Origin of the sequence: Lyngbya confervoides BDU141951 (assembly GCF_000817775.3) — a bacterium.
Taxonomy (GTDB): domain Bacteria; phylum Cyanobacteriota; class Cyanobacteriia; order Thermosynechococcales; family Thermosynechococcaceae; genus Lyngbya; species Lyngbya confervoides.
Window position 1 is genome coordinate 1 of the sequence record NZ_JTHE03000051.1, and the last position, 17,036, is coordinate 17,036.

Consider the following 17,036-nt stretch of genomic DNA (forward strand, 5'->3'; position numbering starts at 1 on the left):
TGTTTTTTACGAGGCATAAGGGAATCTCCTTTGTTAACTGGATTCTACTTCCCTTACACAAAATTCTGATCAGTCTCGGCATCGATCTGCCAACGCATGCACAGTCGTCACTCTCTCCCTCCGAGCCTGAGATCGAGTTTATAGGACTTTGTCTGTAGCTCGTCTCCCCATACATCGCATGCCCCGGACGGGTTGGCAAGCCTGAACTTCGTTTGATGACATCAACCGCCGGTGAGGCTGGGCGGTAGTTCTTCAGTGTTCTTTACCCTCCCTAGATCGACTGTGAGGAGTTGCTTGACAAAGCAAGCAAACCTTATATCCAATCCGCAAGCGGCTGCTTGAGATCGTCCAGCACCTTGGCCCGGATTTGCCTGAGCGATCGCTGTTGCTTGCTGCCCACTGGGCATAGGCCGATCAGAGATTATCACTGCTGCTTGAAGAGGTTCGCAGGTCCTAGGCAGAGCACCGGGCACTCTTTGGCCGAAGCTTGGATTTTGAGAACGATGTGGCCTGGGATGCTTTTAATTTCCAGCGTTAAGGGCTAGGGCGATCGCGGGCCATCCCCTGCTGAGTCGGGCGGTGCGGTGGGCCACTGTGCGAGGTGCTGAAGACCCCATGGCCGAGGCGTTAAGGACTGACAAGGAGGGAAATCTGAGCAAACTGGAGTTTTACAAGGTGATTCCTGCGATCGCCCTTGCTAGATTTCTAGGAGGACTGTTACTCCAGGAACATTTGTTCAATATCGGCTTCGGTATAGATAACTCATGTCACCAATTGCTCGATCAGTTCTTCTGGCTTAGACATATAGCAAATCTCAGAAAACTCTGCGAGTTGGCTAATGTGGCCACTGCTCCATACATCCAAACTGTCGTCAAACAGGGAAATAAAGCGTAAAGGTTCGGTGTTTAGTCGGTATTGATACAAATCAAGCCAGGCAGCGACCGTATTGTTGACTTTACTATTGGCTGCGCTCCGATTGCCGGTGCTCAAAACTTCGACTAAGGTGCTGCGGCGAGGATGGCGGGTGCGAAAATCGATTTGCCAGGAACGGGCCGATCGCCCCACTAATTTGATGTCTCGCTCGTAGGGGATGTGATACTCATCCAGAAGTTCAGCAATTTCATCATTGAGAGTGGCCGCCAACCGCGTCCTATTGAGCAACCATAGGTTAGACACGGCGATCGCCGCTTGGGACAGCTGAGTAATGGCTTCTGCGAGGTTATCCTGGAATCTGATCAGAAGCATTCCATCATAGAGTTCGATGCCATAGGTGACTTGAATATCTTGGAGAAACCAGTCTTGTTTTTTGGATAGGGACTGCTTAAAGGACTGCATATCTAACCAGCGCAGGGTTTCCCCTAAATCGGTTAAGGTTTGGGTTTCTGGTTTAAGAAATAGGTCGATGACATCCCCATCAGGATAGAGGTAGGGGGTGCGAATCCGTACTAAGCCGTTCACCTCGGAGCAGGTGTAGAGTTGTCCGATGGTTTCCGCGATGATTTGGCAGGGTGCGGGGGTCATGGGAATAAACCTAGCTGCTGAGCGGGAGGTGGTTCCATAGTGCCATTATGAATGACTTTTGCCTCTTGGCAGAACTCGTCCCATACCCTTTCTGGCTGGGTGGCGGGGGCGGTGATATCTGGGGGGAGGTAGGCTTGCTTATCCCGCAGAGGTTCATACCAGCGGTGTTTGTGTTTTTCGCCGATGCGTTGGCCATCCGGGTTGCGGTGGTCTTTGCCCAGATCGAGTCCGTAAATGCGCCCAGCAGTGCCGTGGATGATGTGGTAAGACAGGGCAGTAATCATAGGGTTGTAGCTGCCTTTCAGAAAGAGAGGATAGCCTGCAGGGCTGGTGATTTCCACGCGAAACCCTAACCAGGGCGATCGCTCCCGTGCCCAGACAATATTACCTTCGATGTATTTTTCCGGGTCAGCGATCAGGTCTTCAAATTCGGATTGGCTGAGTACCACTAGCTAGCCTCCTCTAAAACAGTTTCTAAGGGTTCAGTTCCCATGAGTCCAGCATCTCGGCAGCTGTTGAGGGCGGTTTTACAGGTTTGCCGATCGACCCCAAATCATGGCCGGGAGGGTTCGTTCAATGATGAGGGGACTCTTCTCACCATTGGGTAACACAACCACTTTCGTTTTATCCTACGCGTTAGGGTGGGTCCCAGTGCCCGCTAGGACGCAATGCGCCCAGACAGGGGAGAACTCGCGCTGGCCATTGCCTGCACGGGAATTCGCCCGGCTTGATAGGCCAATCGCCCCGCCTGGGTGGCTAATCCCATCGCCTGGGCCATCTTGGCGGGCTGGTCCGCCTGGGCGATCGCTGTATTAATGAGCAGGGCATCGGCCCCCATTTCCATGGCCTGGGCAGCCTCGCTGGGGGTGCCAATGCCTGCATCCACTACCACGGGCACCTGGGCATTTTCAAGAATAATTGCGATGTTCGCGGCATTTTTAATCCCCTGTCCCGATCCAATGGGCGACCCCAGGGGCATCACCGTTGCACAGCCCATCTCCTCAAGGCGTTTTGCCAGGAGCGGATCTGCGTTAATGTAGGGCAGCACCGCAAACCCCTCCTTAACCAGCTGTTCGGCGGCCGCCAGCGTCCCCAGTGGATCCGGCAGCAGGTATTTGCCGTCGGGAATCACCTCCAGCTTGACAAAGTTATTGTCCTCCTGACCCAAAAGCTTGGCCATCTCCCGCCCCAGACGCGCCACGCGAACGGCCTCCTCCGCGGTTTGGCACCCCGCCGTGTTGGGCAGCATCCAAATTTTTTGCCAGTCGATGGCCTCGGCTAACCCTGCATGGCCCGGCGCCTGGGTTTGCACCCGGCGAACCGCGACGGTCACAATCTCACAGCCGCTCGCTGCAATACTTTGCCCCATTTGATCAAAGGTGCGGTATTTCCCGGTTCCGGTCATCAAGCGCGAGTGAAAGGTGCGCCCCGCAATGGTCAGCGGGTCAGGGTGATTGCAGAAAGCAGCGTTGATCGGATCAGCAGCAAGCATGGAATTTAGTTAGAACTTAGAACAGCGACAGCGTCTTTCATATTATCGTTTAACCCTGGGCCACAAAAAAGCAATACAGGCGCCATGGCGGGTTCCTCTGCGGAGGCGGCGGAACTTCCCTGCCTCACCTTGCGTCTGCAAGGAGTGAATGTATTATGGTCTAGTCCATCCATGACATCCAGTTATTCTGTATCTTGGTCAAGGGTCGAGGGTGTAGAACCACCAGTGCAAATGTCTGCCCACAAACTTGCCAACCGCGACTTGATCCTTCTGTGCCAATCAGGACTCCGTCCAGACAAGGCCGCCTTTTCGGAATTGCTGCGGCGCTATCAGTCCCACGTCGACCGGCTGCTGTATCATCTGGCCCCAGACTGGAGCGATCGCTCGGACTTGGCCCAAGAGGTGTGGATTCGTGTCTTTCGCAATATTAAACGGCTGCAAGAGCCTGCCAAGTTTAAAGGCTGGCTGAGCCGGATCACCACTAACTTGTTTTACGACGAGTTGCGCAAGCGCAAGCGTCACCAAACCCCCCTCTCCCTCGATGCGCCCCTCTCCTTTAGCGATGGTGAGATGAGCTGGGAACTTCCGTCGGAGGAGGCGGGTCCAGAAGATAAGCTGTCCACGCGAGAATTTTACCAGCAGCTTCACATTGCAATTGCTGATCTGCCGGAGGCATTCAGGACAACCATTGTACTGCGCGAAATTGAGGGTATGGCCTATGACGAAATTGCGGAAATTACGGGCGTGTCGCTGGGGACGGTGAAGTCCCGGATTGCCAGAGCGCGCCAACGCTTACAGGATCAACTCCAGCCCTATTTGAATGAGTCGGATCCCTAAACCGGTGCCTCAGGAAAAGCTGACGGCCTGCTCCTTCACGAGTCCAAGGGCAAGATCCCCAGGTCTGAATCTCCGTATTTTTGCTCCCCTATTTTTCAATCATTTCATCTAAAGTAAAGCTATTACAGTCACACTATGGGAATGCATTGAATCGGTAACGCCCTGAGCTCCCCGGCCCTGCACTCCCCGTCCCTGTCCAACTTTTCCCCTTCACGATTGCTTGTCCCAACTCACCCCTGGGCTATGTGAGAAATTACCATGACTGGTCTTAACAATCTCAACCCTGATGATCGCTTTGAGCTTCTGAGTGCCTATTTGGATAATGAAGTATCCGCCAGCGAACGCAAGCACGTGGAAGCCCTGATGGCCGCCGATCCAGACTTTGAGCGGCAGTACCGAACCCTGGCTCAAATTGGGCGATCGCTCCAGGCCATGCCTGTGAGTGCCTCCAATCCCGAGGAGACCCTCCACGCGGTGCTGAAGCGGGTGGAGCATCGTTCCCACCGCCTGAAGCTACTTGGGGTCGGTGCGGCAGTTGTTGCCGTGGTCGGAACCCTGGGTACCCTATTTAGCGGGTCTCACCTTTCCCCGCAAATGGCGGACAATGAGCCCGATGGCGATTCGCCCACCCTCTCCCAAAGCTCTCCGCCGATTCAACTCCCACCCGGCCCAATCGCCCAACCGCCCAACGTAGATGTGGATTCTCTGCTTCTGGCCTTGGAAGAGCCGCCCATTGATATCCCTGCACCGGGGGAGGAGTAGTCTCGGTTGAATGGCCCCGATCTCAACGCCGGGTCTTGAGGTCCACTGGGCGGGGCGACCTTAGATCCATTTTCCCCCCACCATGCCCAACAGCAGCACAAAGCCCAGGGTGACGTTTTGGCGAAAGAAGTCTGCATAGCGGTGAATCGGCAGTGGATCATGGCGCAGGGCGAGACTTTGGCGCCCCCAGTAGAAGCCACCTATGGCCAGAGTTATCCAGAACACCCAGTGGAGTTCCTCCCGCAGGCCCAGGCCGATCAGCAGCCCAAAGGTCCCCAGATAACACAGTCCCACCGCAAGGGACGCATGGGGGCCGAAAAATAGAGCGCTGGAGTTAACGCCCAACCGACGGTCATCGGACCGGTCGGGCATGGCATACACCGTATCGAATCCCAGGGTCCATAGCAGCGTTGCCCCCCAGAGCAGCCAGGTAGAAAGCGTGATCTCGTTGGCCGCGGCGCTCCAGCTAATGAGCACGGCGAATCCCCAGGCGATGGAAAGCACTAGCTGCGGGATAGGAAAAACCCGCTTGGCGAGGGGATAGAGGACAATCACCGGCACTGCGGCCACACAGAGGCCAAAACTCAAGGGAGTTAGGTAGAGAGCCAGACCCAAGGCACAAAGAAAGCACAACAGGGCCGCCCCAATGCCCACGCGAATTGTCAAGGTTTTTGCCGCCAGGGGGCGTCGCTTTGTCCGCTCCACCTGGGGATCAATGTTACGGTCCCACAGATCGTTCACCACGCATCCGGCGGCACTCGTGGCCAGGGATCCAGCCACGATGACTAGCAACAAGCCCAGGGGAGGGCGGGCTTGCGTGGCCAGACAGAGAGCCCACAGCGCCGGAATCATCAGAATCAACCGACCAGCGGGCTTGTCCCAGCGCAGGAGACGAAAAACCTCCCTGATCAGGGAGGACTGAGAATGGAGGGGAGCAGTCATGGATGGGCCTGCGGCAGAAGGATGAATGTTTGTATCCTAAGGGATTTTGCGCGCTGGGTTTGGGTTGCGATTCCATAACAAAGCTTTCGACGACTTCGGGAGAGGGCGTACAATATTGGGCAATCGATTCCGTAAAGAAATGGGTGGGGTTCTCCACCCTTTTATTTTCTTGACTTGCCCAAGGCTGCTGACGCGAACCGTCCACAGCCTCTTGGTCCACGGCCTACTTGTTGTTTATCCTCCAGGGGACTGCTGATTTCCTATGGCTCAGTTAACGCCGAACCCCAGCTTTAGTGTGACGCTGCATTTAGAAATTCCAAATCGAGCCGGAATGCTAGCCCAGGTGGTTTCCGCCATCGGCGATGTGGGCGGCAATATTGGCCTGATTGATGTCATTGAACGATCGCGGCAAACCATTGTGCGCCAAATGACGGTGGATGCCTCCAGTAAGGAACATGCCGAGCAGATTGTGGAGGCTCTGCGCCAGCATGATCAAATTAAAATCCTGCGGGTCAGTGATCGCACCATGGAGCTGCATCAGGCCGGAAAACTCAGCGTCCAGAGCAAAATGCCCCTGAGCAATCAGGACGAGTTGGCCATGGCCTATACCCCAGGGGTGGGTCGGGTGTGCATGGCCATTGCCCACCATCCGGAAAAGGTGTACGAGCTCACCATTAAGTGCAACACCGTGGCGGTGGTCACCGATGGCAGTGCGGTGCTGGGGCTGGGCAACATTGGACCCGAGGCGGCCTTGCCCGTCATGGAGGGGAAAGCCATGCTGTTTCGGGAATTTGGGGGCCTCAACGCCTTTCCCGTCTGTTTGGCCACCCAAAATGTGGATGAAATTGTGGAAACCGTGCGGCGCATTGCCCCGGTCTATGGAGGAATCAACCTGGAAGATATCAGCGCGCCGCGCTGCTTTGAGGTGGAGCGACGCCTGCGCGAGGCCCTGGATATTCCGGTGTTTCACGATGACCAGCATGGAACTGCCATTGTGGTCCTGGCAGCCCTCAGCAACGCCCTGAAGCTGGTTCGCAAAAAGATGTCCCAGGTGCGGGTGGTGATCAACGGAGCCGGGGCCGCTGGGGTGGCCATTGGTCGCCTCCTGCGAAAGGCTGGGGTAGAAACCATCCTGCTCTGCGATCGCCAGGGAATTGTCAGCCGCGATCGCCTTCAGGACCTGAGTCCCCAGAAGCTGGAGTTTGTCTTTGATGAGTCTGGAACCCTCGCCGATGCCCTGGTGGGTGCCGATGTATTTCTGGGGGTGAGTGCGCCTGGGGTCGTCACCCCAGCCATGGTGCGACAGATGGCCAGCGATCCGATTGTGTTTGCCATGGCCAATCCGATTCCAGAAATTCAGCCGGAACTGGTTCAGGACCTGGTGGCCGTGATGGCCACCGGCCGCAGCGACTATCCCAACCAAATTAATAACGTGTTGGCCTTTCCTGGGATTTTTAAAGGGGCACTGGCCTGTCGAGCCTCTGAAATTACCACCAAAATGTATTTGCAGGCGGCCTATGCCATTGCGGCCCTGGTGGGTCCCCAAGATCTCCGTCAGGACCATATCATTCCCTCGGTGTTTGACGACCGGGTGGCACCAGCGGTGGCCGCGGCGGTGGAACTGGCGGCGCGAGAAGATGGCGTTGCCCACAGCTAGTGCTCCGCAGTTCATCCAATTCAGTTCGTTGCTCCGCCAGGGAGGATCCGGTTCATGCACACCCCCACCCCCCCAACCCTGGAGACAATTTTTAAAGGTCCCGGATTTGGGTTTACATTTTTGTATTATTTTGCTCTGACGGCGCTGATTGTGGCGATCGCGGCGATGCAGATTCTCCATGAGTCCCCCACGGCCCCCATCATCTATCAAGTGGGGCTAGCCTTTGCCCTTCCCTTTGCCCTGATCAATGCTCTGCAAAAGCAAACTCAGCGCCTAGAGATTGCCATTAATGCGCCAGCGCCGTTTTTGCAGAGGCTCAATCAAGCCCTCCAGGAGTTAGGCTACGATCCAGTCCAACCGCTGCACCCTGAGGAGCCCCTCCAGCCGGAGGCGATGGGCGATGCCCCTCAGACCTGGGTGGCTCAAAGGTCAGGCTGGCAAACCCCTCTGGCGGGGAAGATCTATGTGGCCACCACCGATCACAGGGCCGTGCTGGTTAGCCGCAAATCGGTAATGCAGCAATTGAGCGCTAAACTTTGAACGCTAAACTTTGAGAGCTAAACCATAGACAACCCGTGGGGTTCTCAAGGCGTGATGATCTCAGACTCTCCATCCTTTCCCTTTCCCTGGACGATGAGCGGCGGCTGTCACTGCGGCGCGGTGCGCTTTCGGGTCACCTTCTTGAAGGCGGAGGCCATTGACTGCAACTGCTCCATTTGCCGCAAGAAAGGGTTTCTGCATGGCATTGTTCCCCCGGAACAGTTTGATCTACTGAGCGGTGCTGCGGATTTGGTGTCCTATCGGTTTAATACGGGTCAGGCGGAGCATCTGTTTTGCCGCCACTGTGGTATTCATGCCTTTTACCACCCCCGTTCTCACCCTGGATACCTGGATGTGAATTTGCACTGTTTGGACGCAGTCCAGGAAGACCCTGACTTTTTACAGCGCTTTGAGATTCAGCCCTTTGATGGCCAACATTGGGAAGCGAACCGGGCCAAACTGCGCTGACGGCCCTAGAGGCAGCGGGCCAGGGTTTCCACCACGGATTGCGCCAGGGAAGAGGCCTCGTAGCCGCCCTCTAAGCCCAGGAGCAATTTAGGGGTGAGGCTTAAGCATAGATCGGTAAAAACCCCAAAGTCAGCGGGGCTGAGGTTCATCTGGGCTAGGGGGTCTTCTCGATTGGCATCATAGCCTGCGCTCAGGATTAAAATATCCGGCTGGGCCTGCCGTAAAAACGGCAGAACGCGATGGCGCAGAAGGGGATCGTAGTCCTCCATGCCGGACTCGGCGGGCAGGGGCAGATTGAGAATATTGTTATACGGGCCGGTCTCGCAGGCCTGCCCCGTTCCCGGATAGTGGGGAAACTGATGGATGGAACAATAAAACATATCCGGGTGGGTTTCCACCACCGCCTGGGTGCCATTGCCGTGGTGCACATCCCAGTCAAAAATTGCCACCCGATTCACGTCGGGCCGCGATAGGGCATAGGTCGCGGCGATCGCCACATTGCTAAAAATGCAAAAGCCCATCCCCTGTCGGGGCAGCGCATGGTGTCCTGGCGGTCGGGCTAGAACAAAGGCAGGTCCCTGCCGATCGAGCACCTGATCCACCCCCTGGATCCAGGCATTTACCGCCAGCAGGGCTACATCATAGGTTTGGGGAGAGACCACCGTGTCCGGATCGATCGCCCCGCCGCCCCGCTGGGCAAGCTGTTCCACCGCCCGGATATAGGACTGGTCGTGCACCTGCTCCACCCAGGGCAGCGGATCTCGCTGTGCCAGGGCCGGGGGCACCTGCCAATCTAGCTGACTGGCCCAGGGAGCGGCCCGAAGGGCCTGGACAATGGCCGTTAAGCGATGGGCCTTTTCTGGATGACCATACCCGGTGTTGTGCTTTAGAAATTCATCGGAGTACAGAATGGGCAGCATGGTGGGGCCAGGAAACAATAGGGAAACTCGTAGCCTAGGATAGACGCTCCAGAGGGCTAATCTCACTTTCCCAGGGGATGTCTGCCCAGGGGTATCCCCCGCCTAGGCCGGCTTCACCAGCACCAGGTTATCCTCTGTTTTGACTTCAAAGGTTTTTAAGGGCGCCTCGGCCGGTCCGTTGGCCACGGTTCCGTCAGGATTAAACTTCGAGCCGTGACAGGGACAGGCCAGCACCTTTTCCGCGCTGTCCCATTCCGCGGTGCAGCCTTGATGGGTGCAGGTGGTGTCCAGGGCCTGAATCTGGTCATTGGCCTTCACCACCAGCACCGAAGCCAGGGCCGCATCCTGACTTTTGAGCAGGCCACTGCTTTCTAACTCCTCAACGCTACCCAGACTGATGAAGCCATCCTCGCGGGCCGGGGGCGGAGCGTCGCTGCTCGTACTCGGGGCATTGTCGGACTCTGCCGTGCAGGCGGCGATCGCAATGGGAAGGCTGCTGGCCAGAAATCCGACCCCCACCCAGGACAGAAAAGTACGACGATCCATGGAATTTCCTCTCTAGAATTAGTCCTTTAAACTCTGCCGTATTGTAGGAGAGGATTTCTGCAAGGGCTGAACAGTTCAGATCAGCTTAATTTTTCACCGCTTTGCCCCTTCAGCCATGTTCTTCCCCTCAGTCATGGCGGCCTTCCCTTATGCCAGGTGGATATAGCCCCCTTGAAAGCGATCGCGTCCTGACTCGTAGCGATCGATCAAGGTTTGAATCAGCTGGGCATCATCGGTCCAAATTCCCAATTCTCGCTCCTGACTCTGCCCCCCCGAGGTGAGAAAGTTGTGGCTACCCAACAGGGCAAAACGGCGATCGCACACCAGGTATTTTTCGTGGGTTCCCAACAGCTTCAGGGACATCAGCGGTTGAAACTCGCGCTCTAGCTGATATAGCTGCCCCAGACTGGCGTAAAATTTGCCCGTCAAGGCCTGACTGGGATGCTTTACGGCCCACCGTTGACCTGAATGGGGACAGGCGTTGCGTAGGTCCGATAGTTTTCTCCAGCCCACATCAATCCTGACCTGACGCTGCAGCGCTTGCCGCAGTAAATGCATCAGCTCATCATTAAAGCCCCATTTGGCAATCCAGGGACAGACTAAAATCAAGCGATCCTCTGCCCTTTGCAGCGCTTCAATCAGCGCAGCTCGGCTGGCCTGCCGATCGTAGATCAGTTCAGTTTTGGTGGTTGGCAAGGACTGACGCAACAGGACATTGATGGCCTGCAAATGATCCTCAAACTGCTTTTGGTTCTCTTGCCTCAGCTCAACTTGGTCGCGATTCAGCTGATGTAAAGACTCCGTCATGGATTTTTGGTGGCGACGCAACTCCTCTAGCTGCGCTGATTGTTCCCGATCCTCAAGGGCGGACTGCAGCCATTCCACCGCATCGTCCATCTGGAACAGCCGATCCCGTAACCCCTCAGTTTCCGCCTCTAGAAACGTCAGCCGATCTAAGGCCTGCACGAGGGAGTCTTGCTGTCCCGGCTGAGGTTGAGGAGCCTGGTCTAAGCGGGCAGCGAGGGAATTCGATGCCACTACCAGAGTATTTGTTTGAGCGAGTAGTCGCTGGATTTGTCGTTCTTGGCGGTGGCGTCGCCGGGAACCCAAGGCGATGGCCACGGCCATGGGCGCGACAGCGTAGAGAAACTGCTGAGTTGCGGCTGAGGCTCCAACCCCGACGACCGAGGCCCCAACGGCTGACCATTCCAAAGGTTTCATGATCCTCCCTATCGCGTTTCACAAGCTGAACCAACCCAGACTCAGGATACCCCTCACCTGGGCTTCGAGAAACGAGAAAGCTTGATATGATTGGGCTTGACCCTAGGATGAGCTTAGTTCGAACTATGAAGCCCGAAACCGACATTGTGGCCCTGAGCCGCCTGATGGCGGGAGACTTTAGTAATCAGCAGCAAGCCTTTGAAAATCCCCCCATGTTTGCCCACATTCGGGTCTGTATGCGGCCGCTTCCGGCGGATTTTTTTGACCAGGGTTTGGGGCTTTTTCTGGAGCAGGCCTACGACTTCATGCTCTCTCAGCCCTACCGAGTTCGCGTGCTGCAATTTTTGCCCCAGGCCGATCAAATCCTGCTGATTAATTGTTCGGTGTCGAACCAGGAGGACTTTTACGGCGCAGCCCGGAATCGGGATCTGCTGAGCACCTTGACCCGCGATCGCGTTGAGGCCATGCCGGGATGCGAGATGAACGTAGCCTGGACAGGCCAGAGCTATCGCGGCAAAATTGTCCCTGGCCGAGCCTGTCGCGTGTTTCGCAATAACCAGGAAACCTATCTTGAGAATGAGTTTGAAGTTTTTGATCAAAAGCTCTACAGCCTGGACCGCGGCCGCGATCTCACCACCGATGAACGCATCTGGGGATCCATTGCTGGCCCCTTTGAATTTGAGAAAACGGCAAGTTTTGCCCAGGAGGTTCAAGGGTAGCCAGAGTCTGGTAGTTTAGGGAGGACATCCTCATTACCCTGGTTGGCAGAACTAGATGCAGTCCATGCGAATTGCCCTATTTACTGAGACCTTTCTGCCCAAAGTGGACGGGATTGTGACCCGCCTGTGTCAGACCATCACGTTCCTGCAGCGGTTTGGCCATCAGGTGCTGGTCATTGCCCCGGAGGGCGGCATCACAGAATATAACGGCTCTCAGGTGTTTGGGGTATCGGGGATGCCCCTGCCCATGTATCCCGAGCTGAAGCTGGCCCTCCCCCGGCCTGCCATTGGGGAGGCCATTGAAAAATTTGCTCCTGACTTAATCCACATGGTTAACCCCGCGGTGTTGGGGATGGCGGGGTTGTTTTACGGCAAGATGTGGAAAATCCCGCTGGTGGCCTCCTACCACACCCACCTGCCCCACTACCTTAAATATTATGGGTTCAGTATGCTAGAGGGCCTGATGTGGGAGCTCATTAAGCTCACCCACAATCAGGCGCAGCTGAATCTTTGCACCTCCAGCGCCATGATTCAGGAATTGGGAGATCATGGCGTTGAGCGGCTAGATCTCTGGCAACGAGGTGTGGATATTGATCAGTTTCACCCGGATTTCTATTCCCCGGAAATGCGATCGCACCTGACCCAGGGCAACCCCGAAGATCCTCTCTTGCTCTACGTGGGACGGCTCTCTCCAGAAAAGGAAATAGAGGCCATCAAGCCCGTGCTGGAGCGAATTCCCGGCGCGCGTCTGGCCTTGGTGGGCGATGGCCCCCATCGATCCCAGCTAGAGGACTATTTTGCCGGAACGTCCACCTATTTTGCCGGCTATATGCGCGGTAGCACCCTGGCCTCTGCCTTTGCCTCTGCTGATGCTTTCATGTTTCCCTCCCGCACCGAAACCCTGGGTCTGGTTCTGTTAGAGGCCATGGCGGCGGGCTGTCCGGTGGTGGCGGCCGCGAAGGGCGGTATCACCGACATTGTGGAAGATGGGGTGAACGGCTTTCTGTTTGATCCCAGTCCCGAAGCTGGAACCGTGGCAATGCTGGCGGCTACCCAGCGCTTGCTGCACAATGCGGAGGATCGAGAGCGGGTGCGCCGGCAAGCGCGGGTGGAGGCCGAGCGCTGGGGTTGGAAAGCGGCCACTCAGCAGCTGGAGCGCTATTATCAGTCTGTTTTAACTCCAGCCAAAGTCCCGGCCCAGGTGTAGAAGTGCGTAGAAGCGCCGAGTTCTGGCAATGGCGCATCGTCCTCAAGGGCAAAGAGGCGAGAAGCCCTGATTTAAGGCAAGTCGCGAAAGGCGATCGCCCGAGAGAAAGGCTTATCGCTCTAGGGAATAGAGTTCGCTCTCCACGGGCCGCACTGGACGCACCGGCTGAGTGAGCAGATCCACCAAGATGCTGCGATAACTAGCGGTGGATTGATCCTTCGTAAAGTGATCCAATAGATAGTTCCGGGCGTTGATCCCCTCCTGTTCGACCCGCTGGGGATCTTGACTGAGACTGATTAAATAATGGGCCAGTCCCTGGGCATCTCCGTTTAAAAAGGCCTGTCCGCAGTGGGCCTGCCGGAGTAAACCCACTAGGTAGGATTGATCTTCACAAATTGCCGCCACGGGACGCCCTACCGCCATGGAGGAGTAGAGCTTACTGGGCACCACCAGACCCTCAAAGCCTTGGGCAATGCTGACCAGGGAAACATCGCATGCCGCCAGGGTGTGGGGGAGATCTTGCCAGTCCTGATAGGGCAGAAAAAGCGCATTGGTGAGCTGCGCGGCCTGAACCTTGCCCTCTAAAATCCGGCGATTGTCGCCGCTGCCAATAAAAACAAACTGAATGGGCTGATCCCGCAGCAGGCAAAGGGTGGAAAAGATTGTCTCCATATCGTGACATCGGCCCAGGTTCCCGGAATACAGCACCGTGAATTTATCAATGAGTTGATACTTCCAGGCAAACCAGTTCAGGGACTTGGGCAAGGGCTTGATCCGTTCATGATCTGCCCAATTGTGAACCACATGGGTTTTATGGGCCGCGAGGGGACAATGGTGAACCACGCGATCCCACATGGACTCATTCAGGACTATCAAGGCCTTGGCATTGCGCCAGGCATGATCGTTAATCCAGCTCCAGAGCTTGGAGATGGGCTGATCTGGGTGACTCACCCCAAGCTGGTTTGCCACATCGGGATACAGATCGTAAATCAGGCACACATAGCGGATGTTAAAGAGTTTATGGGCCAGCAGGGCCACCATGGAGAGAAAGGGCGGCGCGGTGGTGAAGACAAACATCCCCTGGCGATTGCGCGGCCTTAGGAAAAAGAGGGCGCAGCGCAGGGAAAAAAACAGGCCCTGCAGGGTTTTGCCACGGACCCGGTGGGTCCAGACCCGCACCAGGCGCGATCGCCAGATGAAGACATTATTGTAGCGTTCGTGGCGGGGGGCGGCGGCGCTGCGGTAGGCATAGGCTGGCTGACTGGTGAACACGCTCACCTGGATGCCCTCCTGGCTCAGGCTTTGGGCAATTTCGGAAATGAATTGTCCCGTGGCGGCAAAGTCTGGCGGAAAAAAATGAGTAATAAACTTAACAGAGTGGCTTGAACTCCACTCCTGCCGTAGCCTTCTGTCGAAACTCGCCAACTGCTTCGAGGATGGCCTGGAAAACGGCATCTTTAAAAATGGCATCGTTATCGGTGACCCTATTTTATAGGATAAGTCTGAATAGGATAAATTTGACCGCTTAGACCAGATGACTTAGCGCATGACCGCAAGAAATTTAACCCGTGGAAATTTATTTATACACAAAAAAATAACTATTCCTTAAAGTTATTAAAGCCTTTTCTATGTCCAAACTTTATACCACATCTTTTCAGGTTTGAGAGATAGAGGTTAAGACAGATTAAGACAGGATTCTTGTAAATATATTGGAACCTTGACCCTGCTGAGGGAAGGTTTCTATACTTAACTTTCAAGGCGAAAGTTGATCGACGAATATTATTTTAAAAAATAATATTCGTCTGATTCCAGATATCTCCAGGAGATGCTAGGATACTCATCAATCCAGTTCCAAAATTATTCTCTCTAAAAAATAAAATTTTCGAGTGACCAGGTTGCGGCTTGAGGTTATGGAATCAATTGCTCATCCGTCCGACTATTCAAAATATTGGATGTTGCTACGGCGCCGGTGGTTGCCAGCTCTGGTGGTTACGGCCTCTGTGTTTACCTTCAGCGCCCTAAGCGTCACCCGCAAGCCAGATGTGTTTCGCGCCTCTGGAACGCTCATTTATAAATCCCAAACCCAGCCTGAAGATTTGATTGGTCTAGCACCCTTGACTGGTTCTGGTGGGCAAAGTGATAAGGCTATCGCCACGGAGCTTGCTGTCCTGAAGTCCACACCCATACTCCAGCAGGTTCTCCAGGAGATTGCGACCTCTGCGCCTGTTCTACCTTCGGTAGACTCTATGAAATCCAGTTTGTCGGTGAACTCAGACAGCGGTACGGATTTAGTCAGAATTTCCTTTGACAGCGGTGATCCCCAACTGGCGAAGGAGGTGGTAAACCGATTGATGCAGCTGTTTTTGCAGCGAAATATTCGTGAAAATCGGGCCCGATCCATTGCAGCGGGAGAATTTATTGCGGGTCAGTTGCCGGAGGTGCGGCGCAATGTATTTATGGCGAGTGACGCCCTGCGTCGGTTTCAAGAAGCCAATGGCTTGCTCCTCCTCGACAACGAAATGGGGAGCGCTGCGCAATCCGATCTTGCAGCAAAGCAGTCCTTAGCTGCGGTACAGGCTGAGATTGCTGGGGTGGAGGAGCAGCTTAGCGATTTACGCCAGCAGCTAGACCTTGCCTCTGTCTCTGAGAGTTTAGCTGCTTCGGATTTAAACCAGTCTGCTGAAGCCCAGCAGGCCATTGCTGAATTTCGGCGCCTCCGCCAGGAACTGCTGTTGGCCAGAACTGATTTAACTTCCTCTCACCCTCGCCGGCTGGATTTGGAGCTGAAAAAGCAGGAATTGTCCCAAAAGTTAGCTCAGCTAGGTATTCGAGAGGTGGATTTGGAAAATCAGGAGAGTGGTCCTGAACTAGGGGAAACCCGTCAGGGTTTAGCCAATAAACTCATTGATCTAGAACTGCAGCAGAAAGGCTTGGTCGAGCAGCGCAGTAGCCTGCTTCGGCAGCAGCAGGGCTTTTCCAGTCGCGTCGCTGCTTTACCTGGGATTCAGCACCAGTTTCGGGAGCTCCAGCGCGAGCTGCAGGCTGCGGAACGCACCTACGACACCTTGCTGGGACGGTTGCAGGAGGTCCGGGTCACCGAAAATCAGGCCCTTCCCAACGTGGAAATTATTGAGCCGGCTCAGATCCCACAGGTGCCGGTGCTCCCGAACCGGACGATGGAGCTGATGCGGGGCGCCATTGCGGCTGTCTTGCTGGGCTACGTCACGGCCTATCTGTTGGAGCGTCTGGATCGACGCATTAAGACCGTGGAGGATGTGCGAGCTGTTTACCCGCTTCCGGTGCTCGGCACCATTCCAGAACTGCTCCGATCTAAGGAGGAGGGCGATCGCCACCTCTTACCGGTGCGCAACGCACCCGGATCTAGCGTGGCTGAAGCCTATCGGATGCTGCAAGCTAATCTCAAGTTTTTGCAATCGGACCATCCCTTGAAGGTAGTGGCCGTTTCCAGTGCCATTACCGGAGAAGGGAAATCCACCACAGTGGCCAATTTAGGGCTGGCCCTGGCGGAGTCTCATCGGGTGCTGCTCATTGATGCCCATTTACGGCGTCCCTCCCAGCATCAAATCTGGGAGCATCCCAATCACTATGGCCTCTCTAATCTGCTGGCGGACCTGGAACGACCCTTTTCAACCCTTCTTGGTTCCAACTTTCAGCTGAGCGAAAATATTTCCCTGCTGCCTGCGGGAGTGGTTCCCCCAAACCCGGTCACTTTGCTAGAATCCCACCGCATGCAGCATTTACTGGATTGGGCCAAGGAGAGCTTTGACTATGTGATCGTTGATTTGCCCCCGGTGAGCGTTGCTGCCGATGCCCTGTTCGTGGGTAAAATGGCCGACGGGATGTTGCTGGTGGGTCGCCCCGAAAAATTGGATCGACCGGCTGCCAAACTCAGCTTTGAGGCCATTCAGCAAGCTCAAGTTAACTTATTAGGAGTGATGGTCAATAGCGTTATTTTACGCAACGAGCCCAATAGCTATTATTACTACTATTCCTACTATAGAAATCATTATTATTCTGAATCCGAACAGAGTCCCCTTAGACCTAGAAAAGCAACCCTTTCCCACAGAATTTCGGATTGGGTCAGAAAATAGAATATTTTCAGTGAATTGACTTCAGGGTTTGAAAGATGAGTCCTTAGGAATCAGGACCCCGTGAAGATCTAGTCATCGCAGATCTGGGAGTC

Annotated in this window: 16 protein-coding genes; 8 read left to right on the top strand and 8 right to left on the bottom strand. The window is 55.2% G+C overall.

Annotation, left to right across the window (positions count from 1 at the left end; genetic code table 11):
* Positions 1-762: 762 nt before the first annotated feature.
* The 3 genes from QQ91_RS09085 to QQ91_RS09095 all read right to left on the bottom strand — a co-directional run bounded on the left by QQ91_RS09085 (position 763) and on the right by QQ91_RS09095 (position 3,013).
* Positions 763-1,521: a DUF1828 domain-containing protein gene (locus QQ91_RS09085; RefSeq protein ID WP_166281729.1), complete on the bottom strand. Its 759-nt coding sequence runs from the start codon at positions 1,519-1,521 to the stop codon at positions 763-765.
* Positions 1,518-1,970, bottom strand: coding sequence for a DUF6978 family protein (locus QQ91_RS09090; RefSeq protein ID WP_166281731.1), 453 nt, complete (start codon positions 1,968-1,970; stop codon positions 1,518-1,520). The genes QQ91_RS09085 and QQ91_RS09090 overlap by 4 nt, the downstream gene beginning before the upstream one ends.
* Positions 1,971-2,179: 209 nt before the next feature.
* Positions 2,180-3,013 (bottom strand): thiazole synthase, encoded by an 834-nt coding sequence (locus tag QQ91_RS09095; protein WP_166281733.1) that lies wholly within the window; start codon positions 3,011-3,013, stop codon positions 2,180-2,182.
* 231 nt (positions 3,014-3,244) lie between these two features.
* On the opposite strand from QQ91_RS09095, the gene QQ91_RS09100 reads away from it, so the two are divergent.
* On the top strand, positions 3,245-3,850 hold the full coding sequence (locus QQ91_RS09100; protein WP_236096138.1) for a sigma-70 family RNA polymerase sigma factor: 606 nt from the start codon (positions 3,245-3,247) through the stop codon (positions 3,848-3,850).
* A gap of 258 nt (positions 3,851-4,108) precedes the next feature.
* On the top strand, positions 4,109-4,612 hold the full coding sequence (locus tag QQ91_RS09105) for an anti-sigma factor family protein (RefSeq protein WP_166281735.1): 504 nt from the start codon (positions 4,109-4,111) through the stop codon (positions 4,610-4,612).
* Between the two features lie 60 nt (positions 4,613-4,672).
* Here the strand turns inward: QQ91_RS09105 and QQ91_RS09110 are convergent, their stop codons facing one another.
* On the bottom strand, positions 4,673-5,554 hold the full coding sequence (locus tag QQ91_RS09110; RefSeq protein WP_166281737.1) for a 4-hydroxybenzoate solanesyltransferase: 882 nt from the start codon (positions 5,552-5,554) through the stop codon (positions 4,673-4,675).
* A 262-nt stretch (positions 5,555-5,816) separates the two neighbouring features.
* Between QQ91_RS09110 and QQ91_RS09115 the strand changes: the two genes are divergently transcribed.
* Genes QQ91_RS09115 through QQ91_RS09125 form a run of 3 tightly spaced genes read left to right on the top strand, consistent with a single transcriptional unit; the run spans position 5,817 to position 8,219 of the window.
* The gene (locus QQ91_RS09115; RefSeq protein ID WP_166281739.1) at positions 5,817-7,211 is read left to right on the top strand and encodes an NAD-dependent malic enzyme; all 1,395 of its coding nucleotides are present in this window, start codon (positions 5,817-5,819) and stop codon (positions 7,209-7,211) included.
* 54 nt (positions 7,212-7,265) lie between these two features.
* Complete coding sequence (locus tag QQ91_RS09120; protein ID WP_166281741.1) at positions 7,266-7,751, top strand: hypothetical protein; 486 nt, start codon at positions 7,266-7,268, stop codon at positions 7,749-7,751.
* A 54-nt stretch (positions 7,752-7,805) separates the two neighbouring features.
* Complete coding sequence (locus QQ91_RS09125) at positions 7,806-8,219, top strand: GFA family protein (protein ID WP_236096139.1); 414 nt, start codon at positions 7,806-7,808, stop codon at positions 8,217-8,219.
* A gap of 5 nt (positions 8,220-8,224) precedes the next feature.
* On the opposite strand, the gene QQ91_RS09130 is transcribed toward QQ91_RS09125, so the two are convergent.
* The 3 genes from QQ91_RS09130 to QQ91_RS09140 form a co-directional block, all read right to left on the bottom strand.
* A complete protein-coding gene (locus QQ91_RS09130) occupies positions 8,225-9,139 on the bottom strand; it encodes a histone deacetylase family protein (RefSeq protein WP_166281743.1) in 915 nt (304 codons plus the stop codon).
* 102 nt (positions 9,140-9,241) lie between these two features.
* Positions 9,242-9,685: a QcrA and Rieske domain-containing protein gene (locus QQ91_RS09135; protein WP_166281745.1), complete on the bottom strand. Its 444-nt coding sequence runs from the start codon at positions 9,683-9,685 to the stop codon at positions 9,242-9,244.
* A 147-nt stretch (positions 9,686-9,832) separates the two neighbouring features.
* Positions 9,833-10,906, bottom strand: a complete 1,074-nt coding sequence (locus QQ91_RS09140; protein ID WP_166281747.1) for a phospholipase D-like domain-containing protein — start codon at positions 10,904-10,906, stop codon at positions 9,833-9,835.
* Between the two features lie 125 nt (positions 10,907-11,031).
* Between QQ91_RS09140 and QQ91_RS09145 the strand changes: the two genes are divergently transcribed.
* Both QQ91_RS09145 and QQ91_RS09150 read left to right on the top strand, forming a co-directional pair.
* Positions 11,032-11,625 carry a chromophore lyase CpcT/CpeT gene (locus tag QQ91_RS09145; RefSeq protein ID WP_166281749.1) on the top strand — a complete coding sequence of 198 codons (594 nt, stop codon included), beginning with the start codon at positions 11,032-11,034 and terminating at the stop codon, positions 11,623-11,625.
* A gap of 64 nt (positions 11,626-11,689) precedes the next feature.
* Positions 11,690-12,832, top strand: coding sequence for a glycosyltransferase (locus tag QQ91_RS09150; protein ID WP_166281751.1), 1,143 nt, complete (start codon positions 11,690-11,692; stop codon positions 12,830-12,832).
* Positions 12,833-12,943: 111 nt separating this feature from the next.
* On the opposite strand, the gene QQ91_RS09155 is transcribed toward QQ91_RS09150, so the two are convergent.
* Positions 12,944-14,302 (bottom strand): glycosyltransferase family 4 protein, encoded by a 1,359-nt coding sequence (locus QQ91_RS09155; RefSeq protein WP_201277392.1) that lies wholly within the window; start codon positions 14,300-14,302, stop codon positions 12,944-12,946.
* A 440-nt stretch (positions 14,303-14,742) separates the two neighbouring features.
* Here QQ91_RS09155 and QQ91_RS09160 point away from each other — a divergent pair, with 440 nt between their 5' ends.
* A complete protein-coding gene (locus QQ91_RS09160; RefSeq protein WP_166281755.1) occupies positions 14,743-16,944 on the top strand; it encodes a GumC family protein in 2,202 nt (733 codons plus the stop codon).
* Positions 16,945-17,036: the final 92 nt, after the last annotated feature.